This window comes from Weissella confusa (genome assembly GCA_041871065.1).
Lineage (GTDB): Bacteria > Bacillota > Bacilli > Lactobacillales > Lactobacillaceae > Weissella > Weissella confusa_A.
Map to the genome: position 1 here is coordinate 622,501 of CP168942.1, position 17,934 is coordinate 640,434.

Below are 17,934 nucleotides of genomic sequence, written 5' to 3' on the forward strand. Positions count from 1 at the left end.
ATTTCAAAATGAAACGTCCGGAAACGGGCTTTTTATTTTGAACAAATCAATATCGGGACGTAGCTCAGCTTGGTAGAGCACCTGGTTTGGGACCAGGGGGTCGCAGGTTCGAATCCTGTCGTCCCGATTATTAGAGGTTTAGGTTCGCCTAAGCCTCTTTTTTTGTACTGTCAGCACGCAACTTCTGTTGTAAAATGAATTTAGCATAGAACAAGTGAGGGATAAGATATGGCTAACGAACCAATTACAAACGAATCATATCAACAACTACTAGTTGATTTAGGTGTCGGCGGTCCCCAAGTCGGTGAGAAGAGCTTCAATTTAGCTGATGGCTTCCATGTCCGAGATGAGGCTGGGACTGAAGATGTGTATAACTATTGGGATGTTATTCGACGCGCTGACGAAACGTACTGGTCACCACTAAAGGGCGATCGTAAGACCCTATATGATATTACTGATTATCAAATTCAAGCTAAGTCTACGGGTGAATGGATGAGCATCGCCGACTGGTTTGCAATGGATCGTGTTTAATTAGAGGAGCAGCATATGAAAGCAACGTATTTAAGACAAGCCATGTATGCCTTCGCAATGGGCGATGCTTTTGGTGTCCCTTATGAATTTAAGGGACGTGATACATATGAAGTCGTACCAGAGATGGTCGGGTATCAAACATACTCACAGCCAAAAGGGACGTGGAGTGATGATACTAGCTTAACGCTAGCAACTATCAATGCTTTGTTTGAACCGTTTGATCTAAAGACGGTGATGGGTAATTTTGTTGATTATTTGGAAAACGCAGCCTTCACGCCTTATGGTGAAGTGTTCGACGTTGGTAACGGTACAGCCGCTGCAATTAAATCATACGAGGAAACTGGTGATACTAGTTACTTCCGCCCAGATGATGAGCTAAACAATGGTAATGGCGCCTTGATGCGTGTTTGGCCGGTGGCTTTTTACGAGTTTGATTCTGACCGCACGATTGAAGAGATTAGTGACGAATTGACGGGCCTCACTCATGGACACCGTCGTTCACGCTTAGCATCACGTTTCTTTATCTATTTCTTGCGTATGATGCCGCGTGTACAAAATGTAGAACGTGCCCTAGATATGGCTATTCGTCGTTCTAATCGTACTGCTATGGAAACGGCAGCACTTGAAACAGAAGAATTCGGCTGGTTAGCGATTACTGACGAGCAATCATCAGCTGATATTATCAATCATCTTAAGACTATGACGCGTGATGAGGTGCCTAGTTCAGGTTACGTTGTCGACACGTTGCAAGCGGTACTGTGGACGTTGTTGCACACAACAAGCTTCGCAGAGGCTGTCCAGACGGCAGCTGCACTGGGTGATGACACGGATACAATTGCGGCGTTGGTCGCAGTTATCATGACGTTTGCTGATCCAGATTTCCCAGCGGAGTGGCTGGATGATTTGGGTGCTAAAGAAAAAATTGAACGTGAATTGTTGTTGGCTGATGAGTCAGGAAAATTTGCCTAAGAAAAAAGAGATTAACACATTGCGCATTTTTAGATGCGTTCGTGTTAATCTCTTTTTTATTTAATATAACGCCGGATTAATCTGACTAGGATAAATAGCATAATACCAGCTAAACTGAGCCAACGGCCAATAGTTAGGCCTGGTGTCTCGTATGTTAAGTAAATGTTGTTCTTGCCGCTGTGTAGGGGAATACCAACAAAACCGTTATTGATTTTCTGCAGGTGGTAACCCTTGGCTGACCAACCAGAACTGTACGGAATGGTCGTTGCCAATACACGAGGCGTCTTAACTGACACCGTAGTCTTGACTGCATCATCAGTCAGCTGAACATGCGGTGCTGTCGCTTGTGTCGCCTTAGCAACCTTTGTAAATCGTTTGTCCGTTGGAATAGCTTCAATTGATACATCGAATTCATAGGTTCCAGGACGTGAGAAGGTCAGCGGAATAAATTGTTCCTGATTAGTCTTCGTCGCCTGTCCAAGGTTCAATGTGACGCTTTGACGAGGGTTGTAGAAGGACAGGTTTGTTTGACCAGTTTGTGTTGTGCTGATTTCACGATCCGCATAACCAGCTGTAATTGTATAACCACCAATCTCATTACCAGCGTTTTTCACATTGTGCTGATACCAATTCCATGAATAGGCGGCAGTATTATGGCGCAAATCGGGCTCATTTTGCGGGTTACGACTTGCTTGCTCATAATCATATTCATACTGGGCCAAAGCTTGATGATGTTGTTCTGCTAACGACGCAGGATGGTACTTGATATGTGACAAAGTCAAATGCAATTCCGTCCCCTTAAGGGTCTTATCAGCCGGTAGGAAGATGCCATCAGGCAACAATGAAGCATGGGTTGTGTAACGGAAGTGCACGCTTTGCTTAGCCGGTTTCGTTTGATCGGTGCGGACCTTCGCTGTTGTCACTTCTTGGGCAAAGGCTGATGCTTCACCTGACGTCACACTTGGTACGACAACACTATCAGCTAACGTGGCTTCCTTTTTGGTCGCAGATAGTTGATTAAAGTCATGCTGCGCAATTGTATACTTAGGCAAATATACCAATGGATACGCATTTTCCGAGGTTAAGACGGTTTGACCATTGACCGTGACATCTGACTGTTCTTCATATGAAGCCGGTGTCAGGGTATCAGGATTTTGAAAACGTTGTTTAATGCCTAAAACGTTGCTTAGGACATCACGATTGTCGAGATTTCCCGTCACGTCATTGGGATTTGATGGGCCAACTTCTAACGCCGTCATCAGGTTGCCGACCGCACCGTTCTGGAGTGACCAGTAACTTTCGACATTATTAACCTGACTCAGAATTGGCAAATTAGTTGCCGGCGCAATACCGGTCGCATTGCTAAGCTGGTTATCAATGAAACTGCGTTCGAACGTTGTTGACGTTGGGACGTAGTTTTTTTGGTTAGCCAATAACTTGTTAACAGACTGAGTAGCTAACATATCACTCTGATTGGGGTTGGTATTATCAGTGTGGTTGCGACTTGTAATCAAAACCACGTTGAATAGTGTCAGTCCGACCAATAACCAAGCAAGTTTTGGACGTGACAGGTGATGTTGCGTGAACCACAGCACAGCGACTGTACCGAAGAACCAAGCAATCACCAAGCCAAAACGCATGTTCAAATTAAAACTGCTCATGATAAACAAAGATGTGGCCGATAGGAGTCCGACTAGCGAGAACGTTAAGTAATCACGGGCTGTTAGCTGCTTTAATTGCCCCAACATGACGATAGTTACCAGACTAATTGGCAAGGCCAACATGAAAATCCATCGGTTTGAAGGGGAAGATCCACCGTTCAATAGGCCAGCGAAAACGGGTAATAAGACACCGACAAAACTAACTAACCAAATCAAATTGTAGGGTTTGAATGCTTGCCAACGGCGAAGACTGAAAATGATAGCCATCACACTGAGGGCACTAAAGCCACCAGTCAACCAAAAATCAGGCGTCGTTAAATTACCAATCAAATTACCAGGCAAGCCTAAATAGTAATACGCCGGATAGATAGTCAAACCGTTAGCCAATGACTTACCAGAGCGAGCAGACTGCAAAACAGCCATGACACTCGGTAAGAATAAAATCATCGGGATCAACGCGCCGATTACGGCGTGACCAAACAGCACTAGATGTTGACGCCAGTTTAGCCAGTTCTTGTTAAACCATTGATAACCCAGCCAAAAGGCAAAGGCACCGATTGCCATCATAAAGGCGAAATAAAAGTTATTCCACAGGGTCCAAGCCACTAATACGGTAAACCAACCATACTGTCGTTTGCTTAATGCCCGATGCAACATCAGAATCAGCAATGGAAAGATGATCAGCGGGTTCAAGAAGAATGGATGTTCAAACGCAGCGAACGCCGTATAGCCGAAAAAGATATAACTGAAGGTACCGATTAAATACTGCCAGTTTTGTTGCTTGGGCACAAAATGACGCGCCACGACGATAAAACTCAATCCGGCTAGAAATAGCCGTATCACAATACTTAAGTTGTAATAGGCGAGCACATGGGCTTTGCTAACCAGAGCAACTCCGTATGTGAAAATATCGCCCATCGTGTAATAAGCAAACGTTTGGAGATAATCTGCTCCGAGTCCGATTTGCCATTGCCAGGCGTTTGGCCATTCGTGATTGAATAGTAAGTCTTTCAAATCACTTTGCCATTGCACCAACGCTGGAAAGTGTTGTGCAATTCCATCTGATTGCCAGACAAGTGACGTACCAGTTAAGTAATAGGGCAAAAAAATAGCCCCAGCGGTTAATACAAATAAAAATGTGTATTCGACAAACAGATTTTGCCACCACCGAAAGGTTTGTTTCATATATAAATCTCCTTGTAAAGAAGTCCCTTCATTATATCATCATCACAAAAACACGCTTTCGTAAAACGTTTAACAGTTACTAGATGTTAGGAAGCCTTACAAAAAGACACACTTTAGGCATAAATACACGGTACACTAGTCAAAATTTATTAAAGAGGTGACTAAATAAGATGAGACACGAGAGCGATTCTTTAGGAACAGTTTCAGTACCAGCAACGGCATATTACGGGGTGCACACCCAACGCGCCGTTGAGAATTTTCCAATTACCGGGGAACTGGTCAATCCGGAATTAATTCGCGGACTGATTGAAATTAAGGAAGCCGCAGCATTAGTGAATGCAGCGGCTGGCGATTTGCAAACCGAAACGGCCGACGCGATTGTGGCGGCTACTAAGCAACTATTGCAACAACCAATCGACTACGCTATGTTCCCACTTGATCCGATTCAAGGTGGCGCTGGAACCAGCATGAACATGAATGTGAATGAAGTTGTCGCTAATCTGGCGTTGGAATTGTTGGGGGATGAAAAGGGAAATTACGCGCGCATCAATCCAAACGATCACGTTAATCGGGGGCAGAGTACGAATGACGTTTACCCATCGGCTGGGAAGTTGGCGATGATTCGATTGATGGCGCCACTATTCGATGAGTTGGAAGCCTTGATTTCTACGTCGGGAGCCAAGGCTGATGAATTTGCCCGCGTTTACAAAATGGGTCGTACGCAACTGCAGGATGCAGTGCCGATGACACTTGGTAATTCATTCCACGCTTATTTGAAGCCATTACGTCGTGATTTGCGTCGCTTGCAAGATGCGGAAGCTGCCTTGCACACTCTGAACTTGGGTGGCTCAGCAATCGGTTCAGGTATTAATGTGTCATACCACTACCAAGTACACGTTATTCCAAAGTTGGAAACAGTGACTGGCTTAGAATTATTCCAAGCCGTCGACTTGTTTGATGCACGCAAAACTTGGATGTGTTTACGACGTTATCAGGTGCTTTGAAGACGCTAGCAGTCAACCTATCAAAGATGAGTAATGATTTGCGTTTGCTAAGTTCTGGTCCACGATCAGGATTGAGCGAAATTAACTTGCCTGCGCGTCAGGCGGGAAGTTCAATCATGCCAGGCAAGGTTAACCCAGTGATTCCGGAGGTTGTTAATCAGGTAGCATTCGAAGTCATTGGAAACGATGCCACGATTACGGCTGCTGTAGAAGCAGGGCAACTTGAATTGAACGCCTTTGAGCCAGTTTTGTTCTATCGTATGTTTGCATCAATCACGCATTTGACATCAGCGATGAAGACATTCCGTGAGCACGCAATCGCCGGCATTACACACAATGAAGAACGATTGGCTAAAGACATTGACTTGTCAGCCTCATTTGCAACAGCGATGGCGAACATGGTTGGGTATAAGCAAGCCGCCGAGTTGGCGAAGGAATCGCTTAAGACGAATCGTCCTTTGCGTGAGTGCGCGATTGCATCGGGCATCTTTACGGATGAGCAATTGGCTCACATCTTTGCAGTTGAAGAAATTGTCGTGAATGCGCGAACGCCAGAGCATGGGCTTGTACTAAAGCGTGCTGGGTACACAAGTTAAACAAAATCAGGATTTTTTTCATAAATAAAACACAGTAAATAATTAATATCGATATTATGCGTTTTGCAGGAAAATTCATAAAATCGTAACGTATTTCCCTGAAAGCGTTTACATATGAACATATGTAGGGTACAATTTGTTTTGTACCTAAGGGATTAATAAATTTAAGGAGCGTGGCAATTATGGTGAATTTCATTATTGCTAGTCACGGCGAGTTCGCTGCCGGCATCCGTCAATCAGGTCAAATGATCTTCGGGGAGCAAGAGAACGTACAAGTTGTAACGTTTATGCCAAACGAAGGTCCAGAGGACTTGATGAAGAAGTATGACGATGCGTTGGCAACGTTTGAGCCAGAGGGACAAGTTTTGTTCCTTGTGGATTTGTGGGGCGGGTCACCGTTTAACGCGGCAACTCGTATTCAAGCCCAACACGAAAATCGCATGGCGATTGTGTCAGGTTTGAACCTACCAATGTTGGTAGAAGCATATGGTGCTCGTTTCTCAATGGAAACGGCTGCCGAAATTGCACACTACTTGGTACCAGTTGCCAAGGAAGGTGTGAAGTCAATTCCAGAAACGGAAGAGGCAACGCCAGCTACGGACGCTACTTCATCAGAAGAAGCAGCACCAGCAGTAGCTGCGGGGGATATTAATGAAGTAAAGCACTCTGGTGAGCGCCAAATCGACGTTCGCTTGGCTCGTATCGACTCACGTTTGTTGCACGGACAAGTTGCAACCGCTTGGACGAAGTCAGTACAACCAAATCGTATCATCGTTGTTTCTGACGGTGTTGCTAAGGATGAGTTGCGTAAGACATTGTTGGTACAAGCCGCACCGGTTGGTGTAAAGGTTAACGTTGTACCAATTCAAAAGTTGGTTGATGTTTGGGATGACCCACGTTTTGCCTCAGTTAAGGCCTTGTTGTTGTTTGAAACACCACAAGATGTTGCTGCAGCGGTTAAGGGTGGTGTTAAGTTGGACAAGGTTAACATCGGTTCAATGTCTCACTCAGAAGGTAAGCGCATGGTGACGAACGCCGTTGCCGTTGACGACGAAGACGTGAAGACGTTGGAGTACTTGCGTGACCAAGGTATCACTTTCGATGTTCGAAAGGTGCCAAGTGATCAAAGCAAGGACATCTTCGACTTGTTGAAGTAATCACAATTGAATAACTACTATTATTATTGCTAAGAAATTATTTGGGAGGATGAACGCATGATTTCAGCGTTTTTCGTAATTCTAATCGCATTCTTGGCCGGTGTGGAAGGAATCTTGGACGAGTTCCAATTCCACCAACCACTGGTCGCTGCAACGTTGATTGGATTGGCAACTGGTCACCTAATGGAAGGTGTTATCCTTGGTGGAACGTTGCAAATGTTGGCTTTGGGATGGATGAACATCGGAGCCGCTATCGCACCCGATGCCGCTTTGGCATCAGTTGTTTCAGCTTACTTGGTTACTGGACCTGCACAAGTTGACATCAAGACTGGTATGGCCATCGCGATTCCTTTGGCCGTTGCCGGACAAATCTTGACGATCGGTGTTCGTACGATTACGGTTGCCTTGGCTCACGTCGCTGACCGTGAAGCTGAAAAGGGTAATATCGCAGGTGTTGAGCGTGTTCACTGGTTGGCTTTGGTCTTCCAAGGATTGCGTATTGCTATCCCAACGGCAATCGTTATGGCCGTTGGTGCCGGACCTGTTAATGCCGCTTTGAACGCTATCCCAGAAGTGATTACTAAGGGATTGGCCGTTGCCGGTGGATTTATCGTGGTTGTTGGTTACGCCATGGTTATTAACATGATGGCAACTGCTGAGTTGTGGCCATTCTTCTTCTTGGGATTCGCCCTATCAGCTGTGACTGAATTGAACTTGATTGCTATGGGTATCATCGGATTGGTACTTGCATTGATTTACCTACAATTGTCACCAAAGTTTAACGGCGGTAACGGTGGTGGATCAAACGGCGGCGGTTCTGCCGGCGGAAATGGTGGCGACCCAGTCGATGCCATTTTGAACAACTACTAGGAGCAGGGGGAATAACATCATGTCTGAATTAGTAAAGAATGAAGTTCACTTGACTAAGAAGGAACTTCGTGCAACTTGGTGGCGTTCATTCTTCTTGCAAGGTTCATGGAACTACGAGCGTATGCAAAACGTTGGTTGGGCATTCGCCATGATTCCTGCAATCAAGAAGTTGTACTCATCAAAGGAAGATCGTGCCGCAGCTTTGAAGCGTCACTTGGAATTCTTCAACACACACCCATACGTGGCTTCACCAATCTTGGGTGTTGAAATGGCTTTGGAAGAGCAACGTGCAAACGGTGCTGATATCGATGATGAAACGATTCAAGGTGTTAAGGTCGGAATGATGGGACCTTTGGCCGGTGTCGGTGACCCAATCTGGTGGGGAACTGTTCGTCCAGTGCTTGGAGCCTTTGCTGCCGGTATGGCACAAGGTGGTTCAATCATGGGACCAATCATCTTCTTCGTTGTTTGGAACGTCTTGCGTATGGGATTCTTGTGGTACACACAAGACCTTGGTTACAAGCAAGGAACTAACATCACGCAAAACTTGGCCGGTGGTGCCATGCAAAAGATTACGATGGGTGCATCAATCCTTGGTATGTTTATCATGGGTGTGCTGGTTCCTCGTTGGACGACGATGAACTTCCCATTGGTTGTTTCAAAGGTTAAGGTACAAGACGGTGCTGGTGTTGATATGGGAAGCTTGGCTTCACAAATTAATGATGGTCACGTTTCAGTATCAAAGTTGATCGAAATCGTACAACAAATCCAAGGTGGTCAAACTTTGGGTGCATACAAGATTACGACGTTGCAAGACACGTTGAACCAATTGATTCCTGGTTTGGCACCATTGCTATTGTTGTTCTTGGTATTGTGGTTGCTACGTAAGCGCGTATCAGCTATCACAATCATCTTCGGATTGTTCGCCGTTGGTATCTTGGCTTACGCACTTGGTATCATGGGATAATCATTCGAACGATATAATGTTTGCTAAAATGGTAGGAGGCGGAAACGCCTGCTACCATTTTTAGTTAACGAAGGTTAGGTGGTGGGGTGTGTCGTCGCTATCGCGCCGAGGCAAGGCAGTTCGGGGCTATCTCCGGCAAAGTTCAAATCGGGGCAACCGAATGGCGCGGACGCCATTCAGTGGGGCAAATAATTCCCCCTAATCCTTTTAGTCCTGTGTGGGCTTATCTGAATAGCGCCGGCCGTGCGGCATGTTGCCTCAATTTGAACGCTCCGATACCACCGAACTGCCTTGCCAGCAGCCGAGATATAATAATCCTTTTGAGATAATCATCTACCAGGAAATAAATGGGTGAACTGTTCACCCTATAGTATGGTGGTAGATGATTATCAAACAAATAGAGTGTCTCTCGGTTGCTGTGCTTGGCCCCGCCACGCGTATAGACACGTGCAGACCTTGACCCGCAGGTGTGGGTTCTTAGCGGGTTTCCCGCTTAGATCCACGGGAGGTAAAGGAGTACGCGCCAACGGCGTGGACTCCGCTCCCTGCAGGTCATGGTCTGGACGTGTTAGCGTGCCTCAGAAGGGGCCAAGCACTCCGACCGTAAGGGCGGACACTAACCACTAACTAATTTAAACAACAAATCCCCCGACAACGGGGATACATATCAAATAGTAGAGGAAAGAATTATGGTACAAGCACTTAATACAAAAATCGATCTAGAGGGTAACGCAAATGCGATGATGTCACCGGTTAACATCAAACAAGGACGTATGTTCTATGGTGACCGAGGCATGGAGTTCCGTGCTAATGCTGGTGGTGGCTACATTCAAATTCCTTGGGATACCGTTGAATCAGTTAGTATGGAAATCTTTTTGAATTTCTATTACCGTGGCTTCTTCGTTAAGACGACTGCTGGCCAAGAATTTGAGTTTGTCGGCGCTAAAGCCAAGCAAGCGGTTGAAATCTTCCGTGCCCACCTTAAGCCGGAACAAATTCGCCGCCGTAAAGGTGTTTTGGAACGTAAAAAGTAAGTTTGCTATAATGGCGTTGAAAGGACGGTTAGCATGAAGACAATTAATTTGATCGTTGTGCGTCATGGTAAGACGTACTTTAATCGCTATAACAAGTTACAAGGATGGGGAAACTCGCCGTTAACTGAAGACGGAATTGCTGATGCGCAACGCGTGGGTGAGACGCTTGCGAACGTTTCATTCAAAGCAGCCTATAGTTCGGATACAACCCGTGCGATGGACACAGCCAAGTATATTTTGGCGGCTAACAAAGTGTCTGGGGATGTCACGTTAACAACCTCTTGGCATTTCCGCGAAGAGTTCTATGGTAGCTTTGAAGGTAGCAATATGGATGTCGCCTGGACGGCAGCAGGCGCACCAGTTGGTCTGACAACCTATGCACAAATTGTTGATGCATATGGGGTTGATAGGACCAAGGATTTGCTGAAGGACGCTGATCCTTGGCATGATGCTGAAAATGCAACCGAGTATTGGGAACGTGTTGATGCAGGCTTTGCCCAAATTTTATCCGATGAACGACTACAAGATGGTGATACAGTTTTGTTAATTAGTCACGGAAATACATTGATTTCGTTAGCTGACCGTTATGGACAAGGGAAGATTCAGGTGCACGAACGTCCTGCAAATGGGTCGATCGCGCACATGGCATTGTCTGATACGGGAATTGAAATCACGCAATATAACAATAAAAAAGTGAATTAACATTCGGGACCGAACAAATCTTTATTTTGGGATTTCGGTCCTTTTTTAGTAAATTTCCGAAAAAACTAAAAATTTAAACTCCAAGAAAAGGTAAATTTTATGGTTCGTTTATGAATACGTGCTAAAATAACAAATGAAACTTTTGTGACATTTGTGTTGCGAAAAAGACAGAAATATGTGCGAGAGGTTTAGATATGATTGAAAAGCTGGTGGCAATGAGTCAGCAGCCAGTTGTGAAATTTGTTTTGCAAACGCTGTTTTACGCAGTTGTATTGATGATTTTGTTCTATTTGTACGGCTATTCAGGTTTAGGCCAAGGACACTTTATTTATAACGAATTCTAGAGATAAGAGATTTTTGGGGGCTTAGTAACATGCAAGTTACGAACATGTTGAAGACGATTGATGGATACGCACAAACACAACCAGATATGGCTGTCTACAATGTGCTAGGTGAGACGCACTCATACGCTGATTTGAAGCGCGACTCAGATGGATTGGCAGCTTACGTCGATTCGCTTGATTTACCAGATAAGTCATTGGTGATGGTATTTGGTGGTCAAGAATATGAAATGTTGGCAACTTTTGTTGGTTTGAGCAAGTCAGGCCACGCTTATGCACCGGTTGATGTTAACTCAGCTAATGAGCGTTTGCTAAACATTTTGTCAATTGGTAAGCCAAGCTTGGTCATTGCGGTTGACCCGTTGCCAATTGAGATTACGGACGTGCCGGTTATTGATATCTATCAATTGCAAACGGCCTTCAAGTCAGGTGCTTCATATGAGATGACGCACGCTGTTGAAGGAGATGATAATTACTACATCATCTTTACTTCAGGAACGACCGGATTGCCAAAGGGTGTGCAAATTTCACACAACAACCTATTGTCATACACGAACTGGATGCTAAACACTGAGGACTTCTCAGTACCAGAGCAACCACAAATGTTGGCACAACCACCATACTCATTTGACTTGTCAGTGATGTATTGGGCACCAACGTTGGCAATGGGTGGTACGTTGTACGCGCTACCAAAGCATGTAACGGAAAACTTCAAGGAGTTGTTTGCTGTTTTGCCAGATTTGCCAATTCAAGTTTGGACATCAACACCATCATTTGCGGACATGGCCATGTTGTCAGAAGACTTTACGGCTGAAAAGATGCCACAAATTAAGTACTTCTACTTCGATGGTGAGGAGCTAACGGTAAGCACGGCAGCTAAGTTGCACGAACGCTTCCCAGAAGCTCGCATCGTGAATGCCTATGGCCCAACGGAAGCAACGGTTGCTTTGTCAGCAGTTGCCATTACGCCAGCAATGATTGAAAAGGCTGAGCGCTTGCCAATTGGTTTCCCAAAGCCTGATTCACCAACCTTTGTCATGGACGAAGAGGGGAACAAGTTGCCAGTTGGTGAACAAGGAGAAATCATTGTTTCAGGTCCAGCTGTGTCAAAGGGTTACTTGAACAACCCTGAAAAGACAGCTGCTGCTTTCTTTGAATTGGATGGTCAACCAGCTTATCACACCGGTGACCTTGGCTTCTTTGATGAAGATGGCATGTTGCACTACGGTGGTCGTTTGGACTTCCAAATCAAGTTCAATGGTTACCGTATCGAGTTGGAAGAAGTGTCTCACGTCTTGAACTTGTCACAATACGTTGAATCAGCTGTGGCTGTGCCACGTTACAACGACCAACACAAGGTGCAAAACTTGTTGGCATATGTGGTTGTAAAGCCAGGTGTTCGTGAGCAATTCGAAAAGGATTTGCAATTGACGAAGGCTATCAAGGAAGACTTGAAGGACGATATGATGCCTTACATGATGCCATCACGTTTCTTGTACCGTGATGACTTGCCAATTACGCCAAACGGTAAGATTAACATCAAGGCTTTGATTGCTGAGGTTAACAATCGATGATGGATTGGCTTAAAGCATTGCCAAATTGGCAGCCATATGGTGATCCACAATACTTTGGGTACTTAGTTTTGGCGTTAGTGCCAATTGTGATTGCCATGCTGTATGGTAAGCGAATCAAGTGGTATGAAGGTCTGGTGTCATTAGCGTTCATCGTGTTGATGTTTGCTGGGACACATTGGCAACAGTTTATCGCATTGATTGGCTACATTATTTGGCAGATGGTGATGGTGTTTGGTTATGCAGCATACCGTAAGCGAGCCGACAACAAGTGGGTGTTCTACGGCGCTGTCTTGTTAGACATCTTGCCATTGGCGATTGTTAAAATCACGCCAGCTATCGATAATGGTCAAAATTCATTGCTTGGATTTTTGGGGATTTCATACTTGATGTTCCGTTCAGTCGGTATGATTATGGAAATCCGCGATGGCGTGTTGAAGGAATTTTCATTGCCACAGTTCATGCGGTTTATGTTGTTCATGCCAACGCTGTCATCAGGACCAATTGATCGTTACCGTCGTTTCAATGAAGATTATGAAAATGTACCTGATCGCGACAAGTATTTGGGTATGCTTGAAAAGGCAGTTAAGTACTTGTTCTTAGGATTCTTGTACAAGTTTGTCTTGGCTTACATTTTCGGGTCGTTGTTGTTGCCACCTTTGGAACAGGCAGCCTTACGGGCAGGCGGATTATTCAATCTACCAACGCTAGGGGTTATGTACGCTTACGGATTCGACTTGTTCTTTGATTTTGCGGGGTATTCATTGTTTGCCGTTGCCATCTCATACATGATGGGAATTGAAACGCCGATTAACTTCGATAAGCCATTTATGGCGAAGAATTTGAAGGACTTCTGGAATCGTTGGCACATGTCATTGAGTTTTTGGTTCCGTGACTACATCTTCATGCGTTTGGTCATGGTTCTGATGCGCAACAAAGTATTCAAGAACCGTAATGTCACATCAGGTGTGGCCTACATCATCAATATGACGATTATGGGATTCTGGCACGGTGTGACGTGGTACTACATTTCTTATGGAATCTTCCACGGTGTTGCACTGGTCATCAATGACTGGTGGCTACGTTATAAGAAGCGTCACAAGGGACAAGTGCCACACAACAAGTTTACGGAGGCCTTCGCCATCTTCTTCACGTTTAATGTCGTGATGTTGAGTTTCTTGTTGTTCTCTGGTTTCTTGAACCAACTTTGGTTCCACCAACACTAACAGTTATAGTTTAAAAATGGGGTAAATAAAAATGGATGTAAAAGCAGAATTGATTGCCATGATTAATGACTTGTTCTTGGAAGATGTTTCCGACATGATGGATGAAGATTTGTTCGATGCCGGTATCATGGATTCAATGGGAACGGTTGAGCTTGTGCTAGAAATCGAATCAAAGTTTAACATTAAGGTGCCAGTATCAGAAATGGGCCGTGACGATTGGAACACTGCTAACAAGATTATCGAAGGTATCGAGGAGTTGCGTAATGCTTAAACGATTGGGACTAATTTTTGGTCCTGTCATCTTAGCTTTTGCACTTGTCGTTGCGGTGATTGAGTTGGCACCGATGTCAACCAACAAACACAATTTTCAAGATGAGCAGCGCGCTGCTAACGCCTTGACGCCAACGGTTTTTAAAAATCAAACGTTGAAGCAACGGGCCTTAACGGATCCAAAGCACCGCTTCGTGCCTTTCTTTGGTTCAAGTGAATGGAGCCGTATGGATTCTTTGCACCCATCAGTTTTGGCGCAAGCGTATGATCGTTCATACCGACCATTTTTGCTTGGTCAGCGTGGTGCACAGTCTTTGACGCAATACTTCGGTATGCAGCAAATTAGTCAGCAAATGCAAGGGAAGCAAGCCGTTTATGTGATTTCACCACAATGGTTTGTGAAGCAAGGTGAGGACTCGGCAGCGTTCAAGTATTACTTTAGTCAGGCCCAGGCATTGACCTGGTTGCAATCGGCTGGTGATACACCTACTGATCGCTATGCCGCAAAGCGTTTGCTACAAATGAATGTGTCGAGTGCTTTGACAGGTTATTTGAAGAAGATTGCCAAGGGTGAAAAGTTGTCTGATGGCGATCGAAACATGATTGGGCTACGACTAGATTTCATTAATCACCAAGACGCGTTGTTCGCAGACTTCCAATTGGGCAATAACTACGAAAAGAAGATTTTGCCTAAGACGAAGATTTTGCCACAACCTTATAATGAACAAAAGCTTGAATCATTAGCTGATAAGTTGGCGGCAAAGCGTACGACAAACAACACTTTTGGTATTGATAATGCGTTCTACAAGCAACGTGTTGCCAAGCACGTGAAGGCCTTGTCTGGCTCACAAAAGTCATTTGATTACACGAACTCACCTGAATATGGTGACTTCGAATTGTCATTGCAACAATTTGCTAAGACGAAGACAAATGTCTTGTTTGTGATTCCACCAGTTAATGAAAAGTGGGCTAAGTATACTGGACTTGATATGACTATGTATCAAGATGCTGTGGCTAAAATCCGCTATCAATTAACTTCACAAGGGTTCACTAATATTGCAGACTTCTCTCAAGATGGTGGCAAGGCGCACTTTATGCAAGATACCATTCACCTTGGTTGGCGTGGCTGGTTGGCCATGGACAAGAAAGTGAACCACTTCCTAACGACGCCAAGTAAGACGCCGACGTACGACATGAATGATCAATTCTTTGATGACTCATGGGCTACGGCGAAAAATGTCGCTGCTTTTAGATAATCAGCATAATTGACAGTTGTAGTGGTAGAATAATGGCGATTAGATATGATGTCTAATCGCCATTTTTTGACCACTTATGACTGCGACGTTCCGAATTTTATGAAAGGATGGCGCGTATGAAAGAAAATATACAGGCTGTCCGGCGTGCGATGCAGCAAATGTTACCACTCGTTTTGATGCTAACGTGGCTTTATTTACTGCAACAATTATTCTTACGACCAGATGGTTATTTTGCGGTCACACTCGGATATGGGCGCAATGTTATCCCAACTTTTGGCGAAATCAATCGCGTTGTGACCTTGTTTTTAGACAAAGGCTTTCAAATCATGGGAGTCTTGGTTATCGTCTTGGCGATTCAAAAACGCTTACAAGATGAATTCCAAGGGCATCAGCAAACGATATTACTATCGCTTGTGACGTTGGTGAGTTGGCAAATGCTGAACACCACCGCGAGTCTCATGAATTTGGCAGTATTGCCGTTGATGGTATTTGCCATTATGGTACCGGTTCAACTGGTTAAACCAAGGCACCGGTATCTGGTAGCGATTGTAGTGACCCTAATCATCGGGGCGTATGCTGTTACCTTGCACAGTTGGTTAAAACTTTCTTTGTTCGGCCTAATGCAGCAGGGGCTAATCACGTTAATTGGGGATGGGTCGACTGACCTTTGGCAGACCTGGTTATGGGTGCTGGTAGCCGTTTTTGGAAACTGGTTTGGCTTAAATGCAGTTGCTGGTGTAATCCGCCCAGACATTTCAGCTACCGCAGCAAACGAAAATTTGGTGGCTGCCCTGCAACATCAAACAATTCCGCATGTGTTCTCGTTATATCCACTATCTGCATTTGTGTGGTTTGGTGGTGCGGGATTAATGTTGGCATTGTTAATCACGTACTTAATTCAAGCGCGGAATAAGCCGTTGCCATTGTTATTAATCCTAACGATAATTCCAACCTTTTTTGATCAGTGGTGGGCGCTTGCGTTTGCGCTACCAATTATGTGGAATTGGCGTGTTCTGCGTACGATGATAATAGCCTCTACCGTTAATCTAGGCATTGGTGCCTTGTTGCTGGCCGTGCATTTGGCACCAGCTGTCTATTGGGTGCCATCAGGAACGCCAACAATTCTATTTGGTGGCCTAGCTTCACATAATATGTGGCTGTACATTCTTGTGACAATTGGCTTGTTAGCGTTGGATGTTGTGATTTTCTGGCGTGTTGTGCAAGAACTGCATAAGAGTGGGGAGGTTGCCTATGCGTAAACGCTGGTTAATGTTAATACTAGGATTACTAAGCGTCCTCTTGATTACAATGGCGATTGTTGGGCTTCGTTGGAGTCAGAGCAAAACGACGACAAATCAACGAATCTTTAACTCACGCATGACGCCAACGATTTTAATTCCGGGGTCATCAGCTTCGCAGAATCGGTTTGATCAGCTAATTGCCCAACTGAATAAGGGTGACAATAAGCACAGCCTAGTGAAGGTGACGGTTAAGACTGATAATTCAATGGTCACGACTGGAAAGGTGCGTAATGGTGATTTAGCACCGTATTTTGTGGTGGCATTTGAGAATAATCATGATGGTTATGCCAATATAAAAAAGCAGGCCAGCTGGTTTAATGAAGCTTTGCAGATGCTGCAGAAGAAATATCGTTTCCGTCAATTTCAAGCCATCGGGCATTCGAATGGTGGCTTAATTTGGACGCGCTTTTTGGAAAAGTATTATGATAACGATAGTCAGCATATCAACGTGCTCATGACCATCGGGACGCCATACAACTTTGAAGAAACAAATTCTAAGAACCGCACGCAAATGTTGCAGGATTTTATTAAAGAACGTGACGAATTACCGAGCGATTTAACCGTGTATTCAATTATGGGAACTGAAACCTATGACGATGATGGCATTGTGCCAGAACAGTCGGTACAAACCGGCAAATTCATCTTCCAAAAACAGGTTGCCCATTTTACTGAAATTACAGTGACTGGGGATGACGCACAGCACTCTGATTTGCCACAAAATCAACAAATTGTCGATCTGATTCAGCAGTATGTACTGCCTAGGAATCAAGATGTGCCAGGCAATCGGAAATAGAAAAGGCGTGAACAAACGGATTGTTTGTTCACGCCTTATGTTTTTAGTTCCAGAAAATTTGAACTTCACCGTCAGTGTGGAATGAGTATTCAAAATCTGAGTTATCCAAAATGTCAGCAACACCGCTTTGAACGAGCGTGTTGAAAACAGAAATTGGCATTTCGTTGGCCAAAACAAGTTGTTCACGCAAAGCAGGGGTCTTGCGGAAGTGGAATTGGTAGTGACCAATTACGACATCACGCACGAAGTCTTGCAAGTCGTGTAGGTTAACCGTTGCTGATTCGAAACCGAAGTCGGCAACCGTTGCGATGATTTCAGTCAAACGCTTGGCGATAGCATCCTCGATTTGCTCACGTACATCGGCGTGGGCAGCTTCAGGCTTCCAGTCGGCAGGGTGTGACAATTCTTGCTTTGCAATCAAGTTCTTGTTCGTCATAATGACATCCTCGTTTATATTTATTAATTGCCCTAATAATACCAGATAACATGCAACTTTTGAC

At 44.8% G+C, this 17,934-nt stretch carries 16 protein-coding genes, 2 tRNA genes and 1 pseudogene (1 of these 19 only partly in view); 17 read left to right on the top strand and 2 right to left on the bottom strand.

Annotated features, from left to right (window positions below; translation table 11 throughout):
* The 4 genes from ACAW68_02730 to ACAW68_02745 all read left to right on the top strand — a co-directional run.
* Window position 1: transfer RNA gene (locus tag ACAW68_02730), tRNA-Leu, on the top strand; it begins 83 nt to the left of the window's first position.
* A 52-nt stretch (window positions 2-53) separates the two neighbouring features.
* Window positions 54-127: transfer RNA gene (locus tag ACAW68_02735), tRNA-Pro, on the top strand.
* A gap of 101 nt (window positions 128-228) precedes the next feature.
* Window positions 229-531: a hypothetical protein gene (locus tag ACAW68_02740; GenBank protein XGA16494.1), complete on the top strand. Its 303-nt coding sequence runs from the start codon at window positions 229-231 to the stop codon at window positions 529-531.
* Window positions 532-546: 15 nt separating this feature from the next.
* Window positions 547-1,500 carry an ADP-ribosylglycohydrolase family protein gene (locus ACAW68_02745; protein XGA16495.1) on the top strand — a complete coding sequence of 318 codons (954 nt, stop codon included), beginning with the start codon at window positions 547-549 and terminating at the stop codon, window positions 1,498-1,500.
* 56 nt (window positions 1,501-1,556) lie between these two features.
* Here the strand turns inward: ACAW68_02745 and ACAW68_02750 are convergent, their stop codons facing one another.
* On the bottom strand, window positions 1,557-4,265 hold the full coding sequence (locus tag ACAW68_02750) for a YfhO family protein (GenBank protein ID XGA16496.1): 2,709 nt from the start codon (window positions 4,263-4,265) through the stop codon (window positions 1,557-1,559).
* Window positions 4,266-4,516: 251 nt separating this feature from the next.
* Between ACAW68_02750 and ACAW68_02755 the strand changes: the two are divergent.
* The 13 genes and pseudogenes from ACAW68_02755 (at window position 4,517) to ACAW68_02815 (ending at window position 17,434) form a co-directional block, all read left to right on the top strand.
* A pseudogene (locus ACAW68_02755) lies at window positions 4,517-5,946 on the top strand (aspartate ammonia-lyase).
* A 182-nt stretch (window positions 5,947-6,128) separates the two neighbouring features.
* The gene (locus ACAW68_02760; GenBank protein XGA16497.1) at window positions 6,129-7,103 is read left to right on the top strand and encodes a mannose/fructose/sorbose PTS transporter subunit IIB; all 975 of its coding nucleotides are present in this window, start codon (window positions 6,129-6,131) and stop codon (window positions 7,101-7,103) included.
* A 57-nt stretch (window positions 7,104-7,160) separates the two neighbouring features.
* On the top strand, window positions 7,161-7,973 hold the full coding sequence (locus ACAW68_02765) for a PTS mannose/fructose/sorbose transporter subunit IIC (protein ID XGA16498.1): 813 nt from the start codon (window positions 7,161-7,163) through the stop codon (window positions 7,971-7,973).
* Between the two features lie 19 nt (window positions 7,974-7,992).
* Complete coding sequence (locus tag ACAW68_02770) at window positions 7,993-8,940, top strand: PTS system mannose/fructose/sorbose family transporter subunit IID (GenBank protein XGA16499.1); 948 nt, start codon at window positions 7,993-7,995, stop codon at window positions 8,938-8,940.
* Window positions 8,941-9,629: 689 nt separating this feature from the next.
* Window positions 9,630-9,974 (top strand): DUF956 family protein, encoded by a 345-nt coding sequence (locus tag ACAW68_02775; protein ID XGA16500.1) that lies wholly within the window; start codon window positions 9,630-9,632, stop codon window positions 9,972-9,974.
* A gap of 33 nt (window positions 9,975-10,007) precedes the next feature.
* Window positions 10,008-10,676, top strand: coding sequence for a histidine phosphatase family protein (locus ACAW68_02780; GenBank protein ID XGA16501.1), 669 nt, complete (start codon window positions 10,008-10,010; stop codon window positions 10,674-10,676).
* A 194-nt stretch (window positions 10,677-10,870) separates the two neighbouring features.
* Window positions 10,871-11,020, top strand: a complete 150-nt coding sequence (locus ACAW68_02785) for a teichoic acid D-Ala incorporation-associated protein DltX (GenBank protein XGA16502.1) — start codon at window positions 10,871-10,873, stop codon at window positions 11,018-11,020.
* Window positions 11,021-11,049: 29 nt separating this feature from the next.
* Window positions 11,050-12,591, top strand: a complete 1,542-nt coding sequence (gene dltA, locus ACAW68_02790; GenBank protein XGA16503.1) for a D-alanine--poly(phosphoribitol) ligase subunit DltA — start codon at window positions 11,050-11,052, stop codon at window positions 12,589-12,591.
* On the top strand, window positions 12,588-13,814 hold the full coding sequence (gene dltB, locus ACAW68_02795) for a D-alanyl-lipoteichoic acid biosynthesis protein DltB (GenBank protein ID XGA16504.1): 1,227 nt from the start codon (window positions 12,588-12,590) through the stop codon (window positions 13,812-13,814). Before dltA ends, dltB begins: the two co-directional genes overlap by 4 nt.
* A 31-nt stretch (window positions 13,815-13,845) precedes the next feature.
* Window positions 13,846-14,085 (top strand): D-alanine--poly(phosphoribitol) ligase subunit DltC, encoded by a 240-nt coding sequence (gene dltC, locus ACAW68_02800; GenBank protein XGA16505.1) that lies wholly within the window; start codon window positions 13,846-13,848, stop codon window positions 14,083-14,085.
* A complete protein-coding gene (gene dltD, locus ACAW68_02805; GenBank protein XGA16506.1) occupies window positions 14,078-15,340 on the top strand; it encodes a D-alanyl-lipoteichoic acid biosynthesis protein DltD in 1,263 nt (420 codons plus the stop codon). The genes dltC and dltD overlap by 8 nt, the downstream gene beginning before the upstream one ends.
* A 116-nt stretch (window positions 15,341-15,456) precedes the next feature.
* Window positions 15,457-16,599: a hypothetical protein gene (locus ACAW68_02810; GenBank protein XGA16507.1), complete on the top strand. Its 1,143-nt coding sequence runs from the start codon at window positions 15,457-15,459 to the stop codon at window positions 16,597-16,599.
* Entirely contained in the window at window positions 16,592-17,434 is an 843-nt protein-coding gene (locus ACAW68_02815; GenBank protein XGA16508.1) for an alpha/beta hydrolase, read from the top strand. Before ACAW68_02810 ends, ACAW68_02815 begins: the two co-directional genes overlap by 8 nt.
* A gap of 43 nt (window positions 17,435-17,477) precedes the next feature.
* Here ACAW68_02815 and ACAW68_02820 read toward each other — a convergent pair whose 3' ends face one another.
* Window positions 17,478-17,870, bottom strand: coding sequence for a hypothetical protein (locus ACAW68_02820; protein XGA16509.1), 393 nt, complete (start codon window positions 17,868-17,870; stop codon window positions 17,478-17,480).
* Between the last annotated feature and the right edge of the window lie 64 nt (window positions 17,871-17,934).